Origin of the sequence: Caldichromatium japonicum, assembly GCF_011290485.1 — a bacterium.
GTDB lineage: Bacteria > Pseudomonadota > Gammaproteobacteria > Chromatiales > Chromatiaceae > Thermochromatium > Thermochromatium japonicum.
Map to the genome: position 1 here is coordinate 1,006,553 of NZ_CP048029.1, position 18,250 is coordinate 1,024,802.

Annotated in this window: 14 protein-coding genes, 2 tRNA genes, 3 rRNA genes and 2 pseudogenes; 11 read left to right on the forward strand and 10 right to left on the reverse strand. The window is 57.6% G+C overall.

All coding sequences use genetic code 11. The features are described from left to right. Positions 1–37: 37 nt before the first annotated feature. The 7 genes from GWK36_RS04975 to rrf all read left to right on the forward strand — a co-directional run bounded on the left by GWK36_RS04975 (position 38) and on the right by rrf (position 6,403). A complete protein-coding gene (locus GWK36_RS04975; protein ID WP_166270028.1) occupies positions 38–418 on the forward strand; it encodes an IS3 family transposase in 381 nt (126 codons plus the stop codon). 258 nt (positions 419–676) lie between these two features. Beyond that, positions 677–1,204 (forward strand): phosphatidylglycerophosphatase A family protein, encoded by a 528-nt coding sequence (locus GWK36_RS04980; RefSeq protein WP_166270208.1) that lies wholly within the window; start codon positions 677–679, stop codon positions 1,202–1,204. A gap of 218 nt (positions 1,205–1,422) precedes the next feature. Beyond that, positions 1,423–2,958, forward strand: a 16S ribosomal RNA gene (locus tag GWK36_RS04985). Positions 2,959–3,048: 90 nt separating this feature from the next. Next, positions 3,049–3,125, forward strand: a tRNA-Ile gene (locus tag GWK36_RS04990). A 16-nt stretch (positions 3,126–3,141) separates the two neighbouring features. Then, positions 3,142–3,217 (forward strand) — tRNA-Ala (locus GWK36_RS04995). 127 nt (positions 3,218–3,344) lie between these two features. After that, positions 3,345–6,231 (forward strand): 23S ribosomal RNA (locus GWK36_RS05000). A gap of 55 nt (positions 6,232–6,286) precedes the next feature. Next, positions 6,287–6,403: ribosomal RNA gene (gene rrf / locus GWK36_RS05005) — 5S ribosomal RNA — on the forward strand. Together the 16S, 23S and 5S rRNA genes with 2 tRNA genes alongside form the textbook arrangement of a ribosomal RNA operon. A 106-nt stretch (positions 6,404–6,509) precedes the next feature. On the opposite strand, the gene mutM is transcribed toward rrf, so the two are convergent. Further along, entirely contained in the window at positions 6,510–7,352 is an 843-nt protein-coding gene (mutM, locus tag GWK36_RS05010) for a bifunctional DNA-formamidopyrimidine glycosylase/DNA-(apurinic or apyrimidinic site) lyase (RefSeq protein WP_166270209.1), read from the reverse strand. Between the two features lie 83 nt (positions 7,353–7,435). Between mutM and GWK36_RS05015 the strand changes: the two are divergent. Continuing rightward, positions 7,436–8,429 (forward strand): annotated as a pseudogene (locus GWK36_RS05015) (IS630 family transposase). Between the two features lie 29 nt (positions 8,430–8,458). Here the strand turns inward: GWK36_RS05015 and GWK36_RS05020 are convergent. The 5 genes from GWK36_RS05020 to GWK36_RS05040 form a co-directional block, all read right to left on the reverse strand. After that, complete coding sequence (locus GWK36_RS05020) at positions 8,459–9,484, reverse strand: hypothetical protein (protein ID WP_166270210.1); 1,026 nt, start codon at positions 9,482–9,484, stop codon at positions 8,459–8,461. Beyond that, positions 9,481–10,845: a GldG family protein gene (locus GWK36_RS05025; RefSeq protein WP_166270211.1), complete on the reverse strand. Its 1,365-nt coding sequence runs from the start codon at positions 10,843–10,845 to the stop codon at positions 9,481–9,483. The genes GWK36_RS05020 and GWK36_RS05025 overlap by 4 nt, the downstream gene beginning before the upstream one ends. Further along, positions 10,842–11,579, reverse strand: coding sequence for an ABC transporter permease (locus tag GWK36_RS05030; protein ID WP_166270212.1), 738 nt, complete (start codon positions 11,577–11,579; stop codon positions 10,842–10,844). The genes GWK36_RS05025 and GWK36_RS05030 overlap by 4 nt, the downstream gene beginning before the upstream one ends. Continuing rightward, the gene (locus tag GWK36_RS05035) at positions 11,576–12,475 is read right to left on the reverse strand and encodes an ABC transporter ATP-binding protein (RefSeq protein ID WP_246237693.1); all 900 of its coding nucleotides are present in this window, start codon (positions 12,473–12,475) and stop codon (positions 11,576–11,578) included. The genes GWK36_RS05030 and GWK36_RS05035 overlap by 4 nt, the downstream gene beginning before the upstream one ends. 84 nt (positions 12,476–12,559) lie before the next feature. Then, a complete protein-coding gene (locus GWK36_RS05040) occupies positions 12,560–12,775 on the reverse strand; it encodes a FeoC-like transcriptional regulator (RefSeq protein ID WP_246237695.1) in 216 nt (71 codons plus the stop codon). Positions 12,776–12,947: 172 nt separating this feature from the next. Between GWK36_RS05040 and GWK36_RS15300 the strand changes: the two are divergent. After that, positions 12,948–13,078 (forward strand): annotated as a pseudogene (locus GWK36_RS15300) (IS481 family transposase); the annotation flags it as partial. A gap of 274 nt (positions 13,079–13,352) precedes the next feature. Here GWK36_RS15300 and GWK36_RS05050 read toward each other — a convergent pair. Beyond that, positions 13,353–14,081: an esterase family protein gene (locus GWK36_RS05050; protein WP_166270215.1), complete on the reverse strand. Its 729-nt coding sequence runs from the start codon at positions 14,079–14,081 to the stop codon at positions 13,353–13,355. A 28-nt stretch (positions 14,082–14,109) separates the two neighbouring features. Next, positions 14,110–15,093, reverse strand: coding sequence for an acetylxylan esterase (locus tag GWK36_RS05055; protein ID WP_166270216.1), 984 nt, complete (start codon positions 15,091–15,093; stop codon positions 14,110–14,112). Between the two features lie 203 nt (positions 15,094–15,296). Here GWK36_RS05055 and GWK36_RS05060 point away from each other — a divergent pair, with 203 nt between their 5' ends. Both GWK36_RS05060 and GWK36_RS05065 read left to right on the forward strand, forming a co-directional pair. Then, positions 15,297–16,646, forward strand: coding sequence for a sigma-54-dependent transcriptional regulator (locus GWK36_RS05060; protein WP_166270217.1), 1,350 nt, complete (start codon positions 15,297–15,299; stop codon positions 16,644–16,646). Between the two features lie 105 nt (positions 16,647–16,751). After that, positions 16,752–17,339: a hypothetical protein gene (locus GWK36_RS05065; RefSeq protein ID WP_166270218.1), complete on the forward strand. Its 588-nt coding sequence runs from the start codon at positions 16,752–16,754 to the stop codon at positions 17,337–17,339. Positions 17,340–17,377: 38 nt separating this feature from the next. Here the strand turns inward: GWK36_RS05065 and GWK36_RS05070 are convergent, their stop codons facing one another. Next, positions 17,378–17,581, reverse strand: coding sequence for a YgaP family membrane protein (locus GWK36_RS05070; protein WP_166270219.1), 204 nt, complete (start codon positions 17,579–17,581; stop codon positions 17,378–17,380). 89 nt (positions 17,582–17,670) lie between these two features. Next, the gene (locus GWK36_RS05075) at positions 17,671–18,150 is read right to left on the reverse strand and encodes a cyclic nucleotide-binding domain-containing protein (RefSeq protein ID WP_166270220.1); all 480 of its coding nucleotides are present in this window, start codon (positions 18,148–18,150) and stop codon (positions 17,671–17,673) included. Between the last annotated feature and the right edge of the window lie 100 nt (positions 18,151–18,250).

Consider the following 18,250-nt stretch of genomic DNA (forward strand, 5'->3'; position numbering starts at 1 on the left):
GACCCTTGACGCCCAGCAGTCCAGAGAGAGCGCCAAGGTGGTTCTGCTGCATCCGACGCGGCGCGGACCGAAGCCGAAGATTTCTGACGTCGACCTACTGGCCGCCATTCGAGCTGACCTAGAAGCTTCGCCGTTCGTCGGCGAAGGCCATCGCAAGGTCGGGGCGCGGCTGCGCATCCTTTCTGGCATCCGCGTGTCCAAGGATCGCGTCTGCCGCCTGATGCGCGAGAACGCCTTGCTGTCGCCGCACCGGGTACCGCAGGGTTCGCCCTCTGCCCACGATGGGTCGATCCAGGCCGAGGCGCCGAACCAGATGTGGGGCACCGACGGCATCCGCATCCAGACCGTCGACGCCTGCTGTGTCAGTATCCATAGGGCTTCAGGCCGAGTTCAGCACTACCGCCGCCTACGCCGGTAAGGGGCTCAAGCTGCGCATGGATCATGGCACGCAATACACCGCCGACGACTTCCTAAAACAGATCGCGTTCTGGGGTATCGACCAGAGCCTCGCCTTTGTTGCTGAGCCCCAGACCAATGGCGTGTTGAAGCCCGGCAGGCTTATGCCCTCCAGAAGGCCGCATGAGCTGCAAATCAGTGTCCAATCAACTGCGGGCGGTACAATGTGTTATCCAGGATGGACACCTAGCCCTTTGTCTGAAACGCATAGGTAGCTGTCATGCCCACGCTCAAGATATCAATCAAGGGTTTTGACGCACACAAGCTACATCATTGGATTGCCTTCGGCCTAGGTTCTGGTCTTGCCCCCAGGGCCCCAGGGACCTTCGGGACCCTGGCAGCCATCCCGCTTTATCTCCTCATGATCCAATTATCCTGGCCCCTTTATCTCCTGTTGGTAGCGGTTTTTACACTGGTTGGTGTTTGGGCCTGTGATCTGACCGCTCGAGAGCTTGGCGCCAAGGACCCTGCTGCGATCGTTTGGGATGAGTTCGTCGGCTTTTTCATCACCATGTCGGTGGTGCCGAGCGCATGGTTGACTGGTGCCTGGGGCTGGCTGTGGATCTTGGCTGGATTTTTAACCTTTCGCCTGTTCGATATCTGGAAACCCTGGCCGATCCGCCTCATCGATGCGCGTCTGCACGGTGGTCTAGGCATCATGCTCGATGACATACTGGCGGGCCTGTTCTCTGCATTGGCTCTAACGTGCGCAAACGCCTTCTGGCAATTTCTTGTTCCTACCTCTTGACATATTTTTTTGGGTAGCTAGAATGCGCGTTCTCTGCGGTGCTGCTGAGGTTTTTTAGGGCTGAGGTGGTGCGGTGGGGTGTTGGAGATCTTTAAGAAGTTGGGGTGAGATGCTTGGTGTGGGGGTTGGTCGTGTTGATGCTGGCCTGCTATGACTGCTGTGCTGAGTAGGTGCGGTGGTGATGGTGGGGAGAGGTATTGACTGTGAAGGTGAGAGTTGAAAAGAAGAGTTTGATCCTGGCTCAGATTGAACGCTGGCGGCACGCTTAACACATGCAAGTCGGACGGCAGCACGGGGGAGTGATGAGCTCTCTGGGTGGCGAGTGGCGGACGGGTGAGTAATGCATGGGAATCTGCCTAGCAGTGGGGGACAACCTGGGGAAACTTGGGCTAATACCGCATGGACCCTGAGGGGGAAAGGGCGCTGAGAGGCGTCTGCTGCTAGATGAGCCCATGTCCGATTAGCTAGTTGGTGGGGTAAAAGCCTACCAAGGCGACGATCGGTAGCTGGTCTGAGAGGATGATCAGCCACACTGGGACTGAGACACGGCCCAGACTCCTACGGGAGGCAGCAGTGGGGAATCTTGGACAATGGGCGCAAGCCTGATCCAGCGATGCCGCGTGGGTGAAGACGGCCTGCGGGTTGTAAAGCCCTTTCGGTGGGGAAGAAGCCTGGGGGTGACCTTAGGTTGACGTTACCCACAGAAGAAGCACCGGCTAACTCCGTGCCAGCAGCCGCGGTAATACGGAGGGTGCGAGCGTTAATCGGACTTACTGGGCGTAAAGGGCGCGTAGGCGGTTGATCAAGTCAGCTGTGAAAGCCCTGGGCTTAACCTGGGAACGGCAGTTGAGACTGGTGAACTAGAGTCGCGGAGAGGGGGGTGGAATTCCCGGTGTAGCGGTGAAATGCGTAGAGATCGGGAGGAACACCGGTGGCGAAGGCGGCCCCCTGGCTGCAGACTGACGCTGAGGCGCGAAAGCGTGGGGAGCAAACAGGATTAGATACCCTGGTAGTCCACGCTGTAAACGATGTCGACTAGCCGTACGCTTCTGTATAGGGGTGTGTGGTGCAGCTAACGCGGTAAGTCGACCGCCTGGGGAGTACGGCCGCAAGGTTAAAACTCAAAGGAATTGACGGGGGCCCGCACAAGCGGTGGAGCATGTGGTTTAATTCGATGCAACGCGAAGAACCTTACCAGCCCTTGACATCCTACGAATCCTGCCGAGAGGTGGGGGTGCCTTTGGGAGCGTAGAGACAGGTGCTGCATGGCTGTCGTCAGCTCGTGTCGTGAGATGTTGGGTTAAGTCCCGTAACGAGCGCAACCCTTGTCCCTCGTTGCCAGCGGGTCAAGCCGGGGACTCGAGGGAGACTGCCGGTGTGAAACCGGAGGAAGGTGGGGATGACGTCAAGTCATCATGGCCCTTATGGGCTGGGCTACACACGTGCTACAATGGGGGGTACAGAGGGTTGCGAAGCGGCGACGCGGAGCCAATCCCAAAAAACTCCTCGTAGTCCGGATTGCAGTCTGCAACTCGACTGCATGAAGTCGGAATCGCTAGTAATCGCGGATCAGCATGCCGCGGTGAATCCGTTCCCGGGCCTTGTACACACCGCCCGTCACACCATGGGAGTTGGCTGCACCAGAAGGCGGTGGCTGAACCGGAAGGGGGGTGCCGACCACGGTGTGGTCAATGACTGGGGTGAAGTCGTAACAAGGTAGCCGTAGGGGAACCTGCGGCTGGATCACCTCCTTACATATGATTGGGAAGGCAATGCCTTGAGTCAGGGGAGACACGGCGAGCCTCCACAGCAAGCATCATGCCCTGTTATGTGCGGTGGGGCGCGGGTCTGTAGCTCAGGTGGTCAGAGCGCACCCCTGATAAGGGTGAGGTCGCTGGTTCAAATCCAGCCAGACCCACCATTGGGGAGGCGGACACGGGGCCATAGCTCAGTTGGGAGAGCGCCTGCTTTGCACGCAGGAGGTCGGGAGTTCGAGGCTCCCTGGCTCCACCAGCGTGGTGTGGAAGGTTAGAGAGGAAGCGCGGTAGAGCGTTTTCTGGAGAGAGTTCTTTGACAAGGTGGTGAAGGTGTGTGTGTGAAGTTGTATGCGCGAGGCATGCAGCTGTGCTTGGGGTTATATGGTCAAGCGAAGTAAGCGCACACGGTGGATGCCTAGGCGGTTGGAGGCGATGAAGGACGTGGCAGCCTGCGCAAAGCCTCGGGGAGCTGGCAAGCGAGCAATGATCCGGGGATTTCCGAATGGGGCAACCCGCCTGGTGAAAGCCAGGCATCTTGATCTGAATCCATAGGGTCGAGAGGCGAACCTGGGGAACTGAAACATCTCAGTACCTAGAGGAACAGACATCAACCGAGATTCCCTGAGTAGTGGCGAGCGAAAGGGGACGAGCCCAAGAAGCGACGGTAGGGTTAGGGGAAGCGTCTGGAAAGGCGCGCCAGAGATGGTGACAGCCCAGTACCTGAAAACGCTGCTGTTGTGAACACGAGTAAGGCGGGACACGTGTAATCCTGTCTGAAAACGGGGGGACCATCCTCCAAGGCTCAATACTCCCAACCGACCGATAGTGGACCAGTACCGTGAGGGAAAGGCGAAAAGAACCCCGGTGAGGGGAGTGAAATAGAACCTGAAACCGTGTGCGTACAAGCAGTCGGAGCCCCTGCGGGGGTGACGGCGTACCTTTTGTATAATGGGTCAGCGAGTTACTGCTCAGTGGCAAGCTTAACCGAGTAGGGGAGGCGTAGCGAAAGCGAGTCTGAAGAGGGCGTTGAGTCGCTGGGCGTAGACCCGAAACCGGGCGATCTACCCATGGCCAGGGTGAAAGTCGGGTAACGCCGACTGGAGGCCCGAACCGGGAGCTGTTGAAAAAGCTTCGGATGAGCTGTGGGTTGGAGTGAAAGGCTAAGCAAGCTCGGAGATAGCTGGTTCTCCCCGAAAGCTATTGAGGTAGCGCCTCGTGTGATCACTCTGTGGGGTAGAGCACTGTTTCGGCTCGGGGGCCATCCCGGCTTACCAACCCGAGGCAAACTCCGAATACGCAGAAGTGCAACACGGGAGACAGACGGCGGGTGCTAACATCCGTCGTCGAGAGGGCAACAACCCAGACCGCCAGCTAAGGTCCCCAAATGAGGTCTCAGTGGGAAACGATGTCGGAAGGCCCAGACAGCCAGGAGGTTGGCTTAGAAGCAGCCACCCTTTAAAGAAAGCGTAATAGCTCACTGGTCGAGTCGGTCGGCGCGGAAGATGTAACGGGGCTATGAAGATCTCTACCGAAGCTGCGGCTGCTGTAGAGCAGGGTAGGGGAGCGTTCCGTAAGCCGGTGAAGGTGGATCGTAAGGTCTGCTGGAGGTATCGGAAGTGCGAATGCTGACATGAGTAACGACTATCGGGGTGAAAGACCCCGACGCCGCAAACCCAAGGGTTCCTGCGCAACGGTCATCGGCGCAGGGTGAGTCGGACCCTAAGGCGAGGCCGAGAGGCGTAGTCGATGGGAAGCCGGTTAAGATTCCGGCACCGCTGTTCACTGCGATGGGGGGACGAAGACGGCTAACGCAGCCAGGTGTTGGTTGTCCTGGTTTAAGCGCTTAGGTAGATCCCTTAGGCAAATCCGGGGGATTAATACTGAGACGTGATGCCGAGCCAAATGGCGAAGTGCGTGATGCCCTGCTTCCGAGAAAAGCCTCTAAGCTTCAGGTGGGCAGTGCCCGTACCCGAAACCGACACAGGTGGGTGGGGAGAGTATCCCAAGGCGCATGAGAGAACTCGGGTGAAGGAACTAGGCAAAATGGCACCGTAACTTCGGGAGAAGGTGCGCCCCTAGTAGGTAAAGCCCCCTGCGGGTGGAGCTGAGGGGGGCCGCAGTGACCAGGCCGCTGCGACTGTTTATTAAAAACACAGCACTCTGCCAACGCGTAAGCGGACGTATAGGGTGTGACGCCTGCCCGGTGCCGGAAGGTTAAGTGATGGGGTCAGCCGCAAGGCGAAGCTCTTGAGCGAAGCCCCGGTAAACGGCGGCCGTAACTATAACGGTCCTAAGGTAGCGAAATTCCTTGTCGGGTAAGTTCCGACCTGCACGAATGGCGTAACGATGGCGGCACTGTCTCCACCCGAGACTCAGTGAAATTGAACTCGCTGTGAAGATGCAGTGTACCCGCGGCTAGACGGAAAGACCCCGTGAACCTTGACTATAGCTTTGCACTGAACGTTGAAGCAGCTTGTGTAGGATAGGTGGGAGGCGATGAAGCGGCGACGCCAGTTGCCGTGGAGCCGACCTTGAAATACCACCCTGGCTGGTTCGCCGTTCTAACCTCGCCCCGTGATCCGGGGCAGGGACCGTGCATGGTGGGTAGTTTGACTGGGGCGGTCTCCTCCCAAAAGGTAACGGAGGAGCACGAAGGTACCCTCAGGTGGGTCGGACATCCACCGTTAGAGTGCAAAGGCACAAGGGTGCTTAACTGCGAGACAGACAAGTCGAGCAGGTGCGAAAGCAGGTCTTAGTGATCCGGTGGTTCCTAATGGACGGGCCATCGCGCAACGGATAAAAGGTACTCCGGGGATAACAGGCTGATACCGCCCAAGAGTTCATATCGACGGCGGTGTTTGGCACCTCGATGTCGGCTCATCACATCCTGGGGCTGTAGTCGGTCCCAAGGGTATGGCTGTTCGCCATTTAAAGTGGTACGCGAGCTGGGTTTAGAACGTCGTGAGACAGTTCGGTCCCTATCTGCCGTGGGCGTTGGAGACTTGCGGGACGCTGCGCCTAGTACGAGAGGACCGGCGTGGACGCACCCCTGGTGTTCCGGTTGTCACGCCAGTGGCATCGCCGGGTAGCTATGTGCGGACGGGATAACCGCTGACAGCATCTAAGCGGGAAGCCCCCCCCAAGATTAGGTCTCCCGGGCTCATTAAGCCCCTCAAGGTCCGTCGTAGACCACGACGTCAATAGGCGGGATGTAGAAGTGCGGCAACGCATGCAGCTAACCCGTCCTAATCAACCGTGCGGCTTGACCATATAACACCCAAGCACAGCTACCCACACACCCCACATACCACCCCACCAGTTACCCCCTGGCGGCTATAGAGACGTGGCCCCACCTGATCCCATACCGAACTCAGACGTGAAACACGCCCTCGCCTATCCTAGTCTGGCCCCAAAGCCAGGCCAACCTCGGTCACCGCCAGGGACCCCTCCACAAAAACCCCTTCCCTCAGCTAGAAGGGGTTTTTGCTTTCCTAACCCCTACAACCACTCCTTCCCCCCACAATACATCCCCCCACCTCTATACCCCCTCAAGATCTACCCCACCACACTTGACACCCAGAACAATAACAACTCATGCGCCCTGAAAGACGCACCCCCTCGATCAATCCACCACAGCGTTTGCAAAATTCCCCAGAACGACCATAGACCATAAGCGATTGCCTAAAATAACCTGGCGCACCGGACTCGCTGACAAAATCGCGCAGCGTCGTCCCTCCTTGTTCAATAGCTGCGAGCAACACAAGGCGAATGTTCTCGGCTAGACGCTGATAGCCGTCCAAGTCGATCTGATTGCAAGGATATGCAGGATGAATGCGGCTTTGAAAAAGGGATTCGGTGGCGTAGATATTCCCAACCCCCACCACTACCCGCCCATCCATGATGAATGGTTTAACAGCGCTGCAACGCCGACGGCCAATTCGCCAGAGATATTCGCCATCAAACTCATTGGCAAAAGGTTCAGGCCCAAGCCTACAAAGCAATGGGTGTTCGCTAATTGCTTGTTCGGGTGTCTGTGGTATCCAAGAGAACAGCCCAAAGCGTCGCGGGTCGTGGAAACGCAGCCATTTTCCATTGGCTAAGAGGAATTCTACATGGTCATGTGGGAGATAGGGGTGTTTATCCTCGACGATGCGTAAGCTGCCTGACATCCCGAGATGGATTAATAGGCTGCCTTGATGAAGGCCTATGATGAGATATTTTCCCCGTCTTATCACTGCTGTAATCGTCTGCCCTTCGAGCCGCTCACCTAGATCAAAGGGGATAGGTTGTCGCAACCTGTATTCGCGCACCAGTAGTTTAATGATCGTTTGACCCTCAATATGGGGGAGGAGGCCCCGCCGCGTCGTTTCGACCTCTGGCAATTCAGGCATAGGGCTTTCAGGCATAGGGCTATAGATTATTGATAAGAAACACATGCTTTTGAAATTGAGTGAGCTGTCCAGATGTCGTGGGCATGGAAAGACGAGACATGAGATTGCTGTCGTTTGCGGCGCGCGAAGAGCGGCGGCGTGGCTGGAGGTATGAAGCGATAGGCGCGCAGAGGGGATTGTTGGGCGCAGGGGTGTTCGACATCTGCAAAGGCTATGGGCGCGAAGGGGCCCAAGGGAAAGGGGGGTGGGTGCAAGGTGGGTGAGAAGCGGGCGCTGTTGGCGGAGCAGGACGCCCAGATACGCAAGCTCATGTGCGACGGGACACCGGATCAGCTGAAGCTGCCGTTTGCGCTGTGGAGCCGGCAGGCGGTGCGGCAGTTGATCCTCGGCTGTTTTGGCATCGAGCTCAGGCCGCAGGGGGAGGGCAAGTACATGGCGCGCTGGGGATTGACGCCCCAGAAACCGATTCGGCGCGCCTATGAGCAAAGCCCGCCGGCGGGCAAGACGTGGCTTGAGGAGACCTACCCGGACATTGCCCGGCGCGCCAAGGCCGAGGGCGCCGAAATCCACTGGGGCGATGAAACGGGGTTGCGCTCGGACGAGGTGCGCGGGCGCTCTTATGCGCCGGCGATCAAGACGCCCGAGATTCGCGTCACGCACCGTCGCGAAGGCCTGTCGGTGATCTCGACGCTGACCAACCGCGGCAAGGTGCCTTGGAAGGCGTTCGCGGGGGCGATGAACGCCGACATCCTGATCGACTTCATGAAGCGGCTCGTCAAGGACGCCAGGGGCAAGAAGATCTTCCTCATCCTCGACAACCTGCACGTGCATCACACCAAGCCGGTCAAGGCGTGGCTGGCTGCATGCGCCAATCAAATCGAGGCCTCCTCCCTCCCCCCCTACAGCCCAGCACTGAACCCCAACGAGATGCTCAAGGCCATCATCACCGCGCAGGCGCCCTCCCGCGCCAAGGGCGATCTGAAGAAGGCGACCGTCAGCCACCTGCGCCGCCTTCTCAATTCCCCCCAACGCATCATGCGCTACTTCCAGCATCCCAAGCTTCATGATGCCGCGTAATACAAGTTCATTGGTTTCGGATCAATAAGCTAATGGATCGGGCTAGATTCTAGATTGGGCTCAGGGGCAAAAGGATCTTGTCCTAGACCATTGGGGACGGGCTTATTGGGTTCATCATATAGGGCCGGAGCCTGCTCTATCCTGGGTAAGGAGTGATCATCGGGGGGCAAATGCACAATCGGAGGGGCGGCAAGAGATCCCAGCTCGCTCGTTTGACTCGGGGACTGTGGGGTCGGTCCTCCCTCCAAGGTCTCTCGTTGGTTACTGCCAAGATGCATATCAGCAAAGGGATCGCTGACATTGGGATCGAACATGAGAGCGACGGGTTCACTGAGGACATAGAGAAGCCGTTGGTTTGGACGTGCCCAGCGTTTACGATCCGTTGAAACCAAGAAATCCAAAGCTGTACCATCCTCGGCCTTGAGGACCAGGGGGGTTCCTATCAACATCTCAGACATGACCTCGACCCTCTCGGCATGCAAGGCAGCAAGGGCGCTTAGGGTCTCTGCAGCAAGCGGGTTTTCACCCAAGCGCCCGAAGATTGGAGCAAAACCAAGCGGGATCAGTTTGGCAGAGACGTAATCAATAGGCGGGGCAATGAGTAAGTGGTAAAGGTAATCTGGAATCAGGTGGACTAGCCCATCTGCTACTACGTAGCGTGTTTTAGCGATAGGGTCGGTTAGGCCAAATTGTAATTCGCGTCCATCAATGCGTAGCCTTAAACGCGGTGGAAGAAGTCCTAATTCGCGTAGATCAGCGCTCTGGGCGGGAAAGCTGCGTTCGACTGGTGCTTCTAGGACGCCAAGCATGCGGTTGACCCGCGCGTTTTCGGCATCGATTTGAAAGGGTGTCTCCAAATGCCAACCCAGCGCGGTCTGGATCAAACTGATTGCTGGTTCTCCTGGGCGAAGGATCTCGACGCGATAGACGTCTGCTGCAGTCAAGTCAGTGAGTAAAGGAACGAAGCGCGCTCGCTCCAGTTCTGCTCGGATCAGGGCTACAAGAATGATTAAAACCCCGAAGAGGACCCCATTGATCAGCCAGCGTTTGCTCATGACCGCCTCACTCGCCACCAGCGCAGACCAAACCCACCTAGCGCAAATAGACCGGGTAAGACCACCAGGGTGCCGATCCCGATCAAGGCACGCTGGCCTTCGCTGAGGATAAGAGGCTCGGTAGCTGAGGCTGGGGGGGGAAGCTCCGGCAGCTCCTCCCCAGCAGCTAGCCAACGGACGAGCACTAGAGCAAGCGCCCGATTATCTGGACGGCCAAAATAGGCGTTGGATAGAAAGTCGCCATCACCGCTGATGACCAGGCGCTGTTCGCCCCCCGTGACCAGGCGGCGGCTGAGGGCAAGGATGACCGGCAGAGGGCCGAGGCGTTCGCCGATCACCTCGTCTTGACTCAGCGGGGCCTGCAAAGAACCCAGTTCATTCCAGCTTTCAGGGCTCGTGGTCAAGACGCCAGCCAGGGTCCAGTGAGGCGCAGTGTTTAGGCCAAAAGCCAAGGCGCCGGGTAGGATGGCAGGCCCCTTGAACTCCTCGGTCAACGGTTGGCCCGGGCCGATTACTGCCGCTGTCGGCACATCAAACCCCAGGGATCGGGCAGCAGTATCAATGATCGATCCAGGCAAAACATTGAGGCCCAGGTGTTTGCTAAGCGACTCCAGACCAACCGGCTCCCCTGGGTCCATCAACCACAAGAGCGATCCGCCGCGCTCGATGAATGCTATCAAAGCCATTTGCTCGACCTGGGGCAACGGCCTTTGGGGCTGGGTCAGGATGACCAGGCGTGCATTGTCCGGAACAGCCCCGATTTTCGTGAGATCCAAGGGACGTGCCATGAGACCCATAGCTTCCAATTCTCGCCCAAAGCGCTTCAGGTCTTGACTGGCGTCGCCATCGATCGCCCGCTCGCCATGTCCTGTAATCACAGCGATCCAGGTTTGGCGCGGGCGCTCTAGGCGAGCGATAGCTGCCGAAAGCGCGTGTTCACTGATCTCGGTGAGCGCCTCGCGCCGCCCCCGATATTCGATGAGGATCTGACCCATGAGCTCAACCTCGGCAGCCCTGGCCTGCTCAGGAAAGCGCTGCGGATCAAGATAGCGGATCGAAAGGTCTGGGCGTTCACGCAGATAACGTTCTAGAAACTGGCCGATCCGCCGGGCGAGGGACGATTGGGGATCGGCAAAGACGGTCAGGCGCAGCGGGGAATCGAGCCGCTCGAGAATCCGGCGACTTTCAGGGCTTAGTCGGTTTTCCTGCGATTGGCTTAAATCCCAATATCGATCATGGCGTGCTGTCAACCAACCGGCGGCGATCACACAACCCAAGAGCAGGAGCACAAAGAGTCCATCGACCAGCAGCCGTTCGAGCCTGATAAGAAAAAGACGATAAGGGCGCGTACGCTGGATCATCCAAGCTGTCGATTGAGCAAGTGGCGGTGGGCGAGGGCCAAGAAAAACAAGATAAACAAACCGAAATAGGCCAGATCGCTCAAGCGCACTGTCCCAAGCAAAAACCAAAACAGATGTTTGTTCCAGGATAGCCAACCAAAGAGTGAGAGGTCTTGTGCTACCAGCGACTCGGCCCGCCCAATGATCGAAAACAAGACCAATATTGCAAAGGCGATCAACACTGATGCGCCTGGCTGGTCGGTCCGGCTGGAGGCATAAAGCCCAACGGCACAAAAGAACAAGGCGGCGCACCACAGCCCAAAGGTGGCCCCTGCAATCTGGCCCCAATCGAGCTGGATGCTGCCCAGCAGGACTGGCAAATTGGCGAGAGGCAAGAGGCATAAGGGTGCAATCAGGATCGCTAAGGCAGCGAACTTGCCAAAGAGGATGGTGATCGGGGAGAGTGGTGCAGCGGCGAGCAGATCATAGGTCCCGTCGCGAAACTCAGTACTCAGCATTCGCATCGCCAGGATGGGTGCAGCAAACATCACCGGGACCGCAGCAAATCCAAATAGATTGAGACATAACTCCTGAGTGAGTGAGGCAAGCCGCTGTTCATCTCCACGCTGACTGAATGATTCAATGGTCTGTAAAAAGATCCAAGACAGAGCAACCTGGGTGGAGGTCAGCAAGACCCACCAAGGCGGTGTAAGCAGACTAGAACGGATCTCACGAGCGGTGAGCGCCAAGATCATGCGCGGTCCTCCACACCGAGGAGGTCAAAAAAGACGCGCTCGAGGTCAGAACGCGCGGGCGTGAGCTCAAGCAGATCCAGACCTGCCGCGAGAATAGCGCGCGCCAGATCGGCTGAGGTTGCACCCGGCACAAGATCGACCTGAAAACGATTCGGCCCAAGCGAGAGCGCACCGATCACCGGCGCGAAGGCACTGAGTTCCATCACCGTGATCGGGTTGCCTAAGCGGATGCGCCAGACATGATCGGGCGGGGCGGTATTGAGATCGGTGTCCAGGTGGACCTGCCCTTCGTAGAGGATCAGCACTCGATCACAGACAGCTTGTGCCTCTGGTAACAAGTGGGTTGAGAAGATGACGCCCGATTCTTGGGCTAGCTCGCGGATCAGGGCGCGTAGCGCGCGCATCTGGAAAGGGTCGAGCCCCTCAGTGGGTTCGTCAAGTAAGAGGATTGCTGGGCGATGGATGATGGCCTGGGCCAGCCCGAGGCGTTGGCGATAGCCCTTGGAGAGCTGAGCGATCAGCCGCCGGCCATGAGCGCTTAAGCCACAGCGCGCCTTGGCCGCAGCAATGGCCTTGGGGATGGCGCGCCTAGGGATACGATGCAGGTGTGCGCAATGGGTCAGATATTCATCGACCCGCAACTCGGGATAGAGCTGCGTGCGCTCGGGTAGGTAACCGATGTGTCTTTTAGCGGCCAAGGGCCGGCGGTTGAGGTCGATCCCAAGAACTTCGATGTGCCCACTTGCTGGGGTCAGCAATCCACTCAGCAAGCGCAGAAAAGTGGTCTTGCCCGCGCCATTGGGCCCTAGAAGACCGACTACCTGGCCGCGGGCGAGTTCAAGGTTGACCCCGGACAAGACCGGATGTCCCCCGAAATGACAACTGAGATCGGTCACGCGCACCAAGGTCTCCATGGCAGCTCAAGATAACCTGTCTTGGGCCTATCCGCTACCCGAGACTGTTGATCGCCCCGGTTGATGCTACTCCCGCCACTCATAGAGCTCGATGGCTGCGGGGTCGCATTGACAGCAGCCGGCGCAGGTCGTCCCCGGCGGCAGCCTGCGCACCAAACCCTTGCGTTCCATGAGCTCGAGCATCCCACGCAGGGCCTCGGGGTCGGCGTCAAAACGATGGGCAAGATCCTTGAGGGCTGCGCGGCGATGCGCGCGCAAAAAGATCGAAAGCTCGCTGATCATGAGGAGATCCTGTTTTAAAGATGGATGTCGCGCATACAAAGGGCAGAGGTGCATGCCGATGATCACCAGCAACAAAAGAACCGCGACATCTTAGACGATGCATCATAACGAGCCGATGTGGTGGTCTAATAGCGTGCGGCATCCTATGGCAAGCAAACTTAAGCCCAGCACCTTCAATGCCGATGAGCTGGGCTTTGTCCACATCGATGTCAAGTCGCTGCCGCAGATGCTGGATGAGAACAGGGGCCGCTCTTTGTGTGTGGCCATCGATCGGGCACAGCGCTCAGGTGTTTGTCCAGGGCAAGACTTCCGGGAGCACGCCGGTAGCGCGCGTTTCTCGCCGCCCGCATCCAGTCCTGCCCGCCGTGCATATCACCATCCTCGCCGACTATGGTAAGGCGTTCACCGACCGCGCTCAACGCCTGCACGCCCATCGAGGTCATGTAAGACTGGAATAAAAGACGTGCCGATCTGCTCCAGAAACGATCGAATCATTCGGGACGCGACGCAATGAACGCATCGATAGATCGAGGTGTCACGTGGCAACAAGAAGTCTAAAAATCGGCTTTTCAGCAGATTAAATATAAAGCGGTACCATTCGCCGCCAATAATAGCCCTGGTGGGCGCGGCCATCCCATTCATATAGTGCATTTGCGATCCCTTTATCCCAGAGGATGCGGCTGAGATAGCGATTATTGTCGAGAAATGGATCTTCTTTGCCGATGACCAGGATGATGTCCATACGCCGCAGATGTCCGAGTCTCCATGGGCAATTCAGATTGGGTAGGTAATGCACTGGGGTATTGAAATAGACATTGTCATCGCGCCAGCCGTCAAAAAGATCGCGGAAATGCTCGACGTTGAGCGTTAGATCATAGCGGCCTGAAAAGGCAGACAATTTTTGAAATAGATGCGGGTGACGAAAAGCGATATTAGCAGCGAGAAAGGCCCCGAGGCTCAGCCCATGGGCGATGGTGCAGGGATGTGGATTTTTCTGCTGCATCAGCGGCATGACCTCGTTGAGGATATATTCCTCGTAGGCGATGTAACGGCGCACGCGATCGGCTGGATGACACCAAAAGCAATAAAAGCTTTCCCAGGCGATATTGTCCACACAATAGAGTTGCAGATATCCGGCCTCGATCTTGTGGCGCAGTGCCTCGACCATGCGTAGATCTTCATATTCATAAAAACGCCCGTCTCGGGTGGGAAATACCAGTACCTTGGCACCGGCATGACCAAAGATCAGGAGTTCCATCCTGCGCCCGAGACGTTGGCTGTACCAGTGATGATATTCGCGGTTCATGGCTCTTTTGAATCGAGATGCCTATCGCCTACTCGCCGAGCGATTTAAAAAAGCCCTGCAATTCAGCGAGCAATTGCTGTTCTTGTGCGAGGCGCTCTGGATAAGCGAAATGGCCGGCGCGTAGGATAAAGAGCCGCTTTTCGCCTGGGAGCGCGTTGTAGATCGCAAATTGTCCGGGAGGGGCGACCATGGGGTCGAACAAGGCTAGGGCTAGATGCATAGGTTGGCGGATGTAGCGTGCGGCGACGGCAGCATCATAAAGGTACAAGTTAACAGCGAGATGACGGCCATGGCGGCGCATAAAGTCTTGCACCGAGGCGCCACTGCCGGCAGTCGGCAGTTGCAGGCGCAAAGGCTGATGACCGAAGGTAGGGACATTGAGATGACCGCGGGCGATGCGCGTTTCCCAGGCTAAGGCCAGGGCGCCGATACCGCCGCCGAAGCTGATCCCGAGATAACCGATCCGACCGCTCAGCCAAGGATAGAGCGCGAGCAGCGCGCTTGTCGCCGTCCAGAGGTCCTCGACACAACCGCGCAAGATATAGCGCTCTGGCTTGTCGATATCGTGTAAGACGTGCCACCTTGGCTCGGTTGAGATCGACGGGCGAGCGCTGCGGCCAAGACCGCGAAAACAGGGGATGGCATAGAGCGCATCAGGGCAAGGCAAGGGTCCTTCGGGCTGCACAAGACTGCCATAGCCGTGACCGCAGATCAGTGCCTTGGTCGGCGCCTCTTGCTCTGGCAATAACAGCCAGCCGCGGATCGGAAAGTCATTGGTCGAAATATAGGACCAATCGAGAACCTGAAAGCCCGGATAGCATTCCTTGCTGCGGGTCACCTGTGGGCAAGGATCGATCGTAAGTGCGGCCTGATACCACTGTTGCCAGGTCTCGACAAAACCTGGCGGTTCCGGTGGTGGTTCGACCCGCAGTAAGGCGTCCAAGTCATAGCCGTAAGTGGGATCGAATGGATAATCGTGACTCAACGGCGGCCAGGTCGCTGTCGGGGTCATGGTCTCTTTTTGACGGGCCTTCTGGTGAACCAAAGTGCGCCCATCTTAGTGCCAATGATCGCGGGCAATGCCAACGCACAGGGAGATCCTGGACATGACCATGGGGCTTGCTGGCGAGGGGCCTAGTGTCGGCTAGGCCTGGGATGGTGATAGACTGCGCCCAGTGACATTGACTGTCTGTGTATCCAGACCTGATCCCAGCTATGCCTAAGCCCTTGGCCCTCGTGGTCGATGACGAGGCCGATCTACTGGAGCTGATCCGTATCACCCTAGCCAGGATGGGGGTGGATGCAGTGACGGCGCCGACATTGGCCGAGGCCAAGCGTCAACTCGAGCAGCAGCGCATCGACCTTTGCTTAAGCGACCTTAATCTGCCGGATGGCAGCGGTTTAGACCTGGTCCAGCATATTGCAGCCCACTATCCGGATCTACCGATCGCCATGATCACTGCCTATGGCAGTATGGAATCGGCGGTAGCGGCCATGAAGGCCGGTGCCTTCGACTTCGTGGCTAAGCCAGTCGATCTTGCCGCGCTGCGCAATCTGGTCGAAGCGGCCTTGCGTCTGCGTGGGCGCTCTGTCTTAGCAACAGATGCAGGCGAAGGTGTTGCTGATACGCCCTTGATCGGCAGCTCGAACGTCATGCAGCAGGTCCGCGCCCTGATCGCCAAGCTTGCCCGCACCCAGGCCCCGGTCTTTATCACCGGTGAGAGCGGGACGGGTAAAGAGTTGGCGGCGCGGCTGATCCATACCCAAGGGCTGCATCGTCGCGGTTCATTTGTGCCGGTCAATTGTGGCGCGATCCCCCCTGACCTGGTCGAGAGCGAGCTGTTCGGTCATAAAAAAGGTAGCTTCACCGGGGCGGTTGCCGATAAGCCCGGCTTATTCCAGGTCGCTGCTGGGGGAACATTGTTCCTCGACGAGGTCGCCGAGTTGCCCCTTCCGGCCCAGGTTAAGCTGTTGCGCGCAATCCAGGAAAAGGCCGTACGTCCAGTCGGTGCCGCACGTGAGATCTCCGTCGATATCCGGCTCATCAGCGCCAGTCACCGCGATCTTGTCCGCGAGGTCGAGGAAGGCCGTTTCCGGCAAGATCTGTTTTATCGCATCAATGTCATCGAGCTGCGCATGCCCGCCCTGCGCGAGCATCCTGAGGATATCCCAGAGCTCGCGGAATATATCCTTGGACGCCTTGCCAAGCGGACAGCGGGGCGACCTACTGGACACTGTCCGAAGCTGTCGGCTGAAGCCGTGGCAGCGTTGCAACATTATCCTTTCCCAGGCAATGTGCGCGAATTAGAAAATATCCTAGAACGGGCCCTTGCCTTGTGCGAAGGCGACTCTATCCGCTTAGCGGATCTGTATTTACAAGAACCTCTCAGCAGCAAGGCCACTGCCGATCGCCATGAGATCGCGGTTGATCGGGTGCCGGTCAGTATCCCGAATGAGCTGAGCTTGCAGGAAAGGGACCTAGAGGCAGCGGCGTCGGCGCTTGGCCTCACCTCTTTGGCATTGCGCTATCGGTTAAAGCGTCTGGGGATCGGCCTGGGGAGATAGACTTGGGGGTGAGGCATCGCCTGAGGCTCAGGCTGCACCCCGGGCAGGCATTGCCAGGCGATACACAACGCCTATCAATCTGTCAAACAGCGGGAGCAGTAAGCAATGATCCTAAGGATCGTGATCGACGATCAGATCTATGAGGTCCAGGTGCCGGATGCCATCTTGGCTGGGGCGCGTGATTATTTCGATCAACTTGACTGCGATATGGACGGCGGCTGGCGAATGGGGCGCGAATGGATCGTATTGCCAGATCGAATTCAACGGTGCCAGATTGTAGCTGATCGCTTATTGACTGCGCTCGAGACCAACAATGTCAAGCTCGGAACCTTGATGGCAGGTTATATCCTCACCCGTTTGCCGGGTGTGGATACCGTGATCCCCGACATCCAGGGCGAGCCGCAAAATACCCAATTCGAGATGGGGTATCCGAAGCTTGAATCATCCGCCCCAACGCTGGAGCATGGGGCTTCTGCAGGCAGCGGGTTTGGCAAACTTGCGGCATTGGAGCAGGCAGGGCGCGAGGTTACGCCCGTTTTCAAAGTAGGGCGCGGGTATCGCTTTTCGGTGTTCGACTCCAAGACCGGAGGATGGCAAGACTCACCCCTGATTGCGACCGAATCTGAGGCAGTGCGGTTAAGACAAGAGGCCCTAAAGTCGCGTTATGAGTCATTGGTAGCTGGCGGCGGCTGATATAGACCGCCGCCAATTCAGCCTAGACCGAATGCTGCTTAGTTGCCCTTGTTAAGGGTATCGAACTTGAACAGCGTATAGGCAGGGCAAAATCCGATGGCGCCGGTGGCCAAGACGATGAGACCAAGGATGTCAAGGATGACGCTGCCGGTCATGAGGCCGGCAAGGATCAGGACACCAGCTGCGGCCAGACGGATGTTACGATCCATGGGGCCGACGTTTTTGGGAAGGTTCTGGAACATGTCTAGCTCCTTATAAGGGCTGATGGGTGTATTACCAAGGCATTGCATGCGCTCGATTGGACCATCGAGGCAGCCATGCGTTCCAAGGCTCAATAGAGCGCGTGGGAGCGGCTGATGTATTTAGTCAGCTCGATATGTTGGGCATTCATGCGTCTTAGGATATCCTGGCTTACCCGCACAATGTTCTGCATGACCCGATACACAAGCCAGGGATGCTCGGGCAGCAAGGATTCGAAGGCTTCGCGCTCGATGCTACAGACCTGGGTCCGCCCCAGTGAACGAAGGGTTGCGGTATGCGGCTGACCGCTAATAAATCCCAATTCACCGGCGAGGTCGCCGGTGGAGAGGACGTGGATCGTAGCATATTCGCCCTTACCAAGCTCATGGGTGACCGCCATCGCCCCCTCGGTGATGACATGGAGGCTGTTGTCGATCTTACCTTCCTCGATCAGGATCTCTTGGTCAGCAAGGCGGCGACAGTAAGCGATCGATGCCAGTGCCATCACCTGCTCATCGGTGAGGTTAGCGGTGAGCCTGGAGTGGCGCAGGTAGTTAAAATTATTTTCCATATCGCTATCCCCCTATATTCTAAATTGCTAAATCCCTAACAGTTTGAGTCAGGCTGGGCGGGGGGGCAAGCGGGTCGATGCTAATTTCTAGCTTTGACAT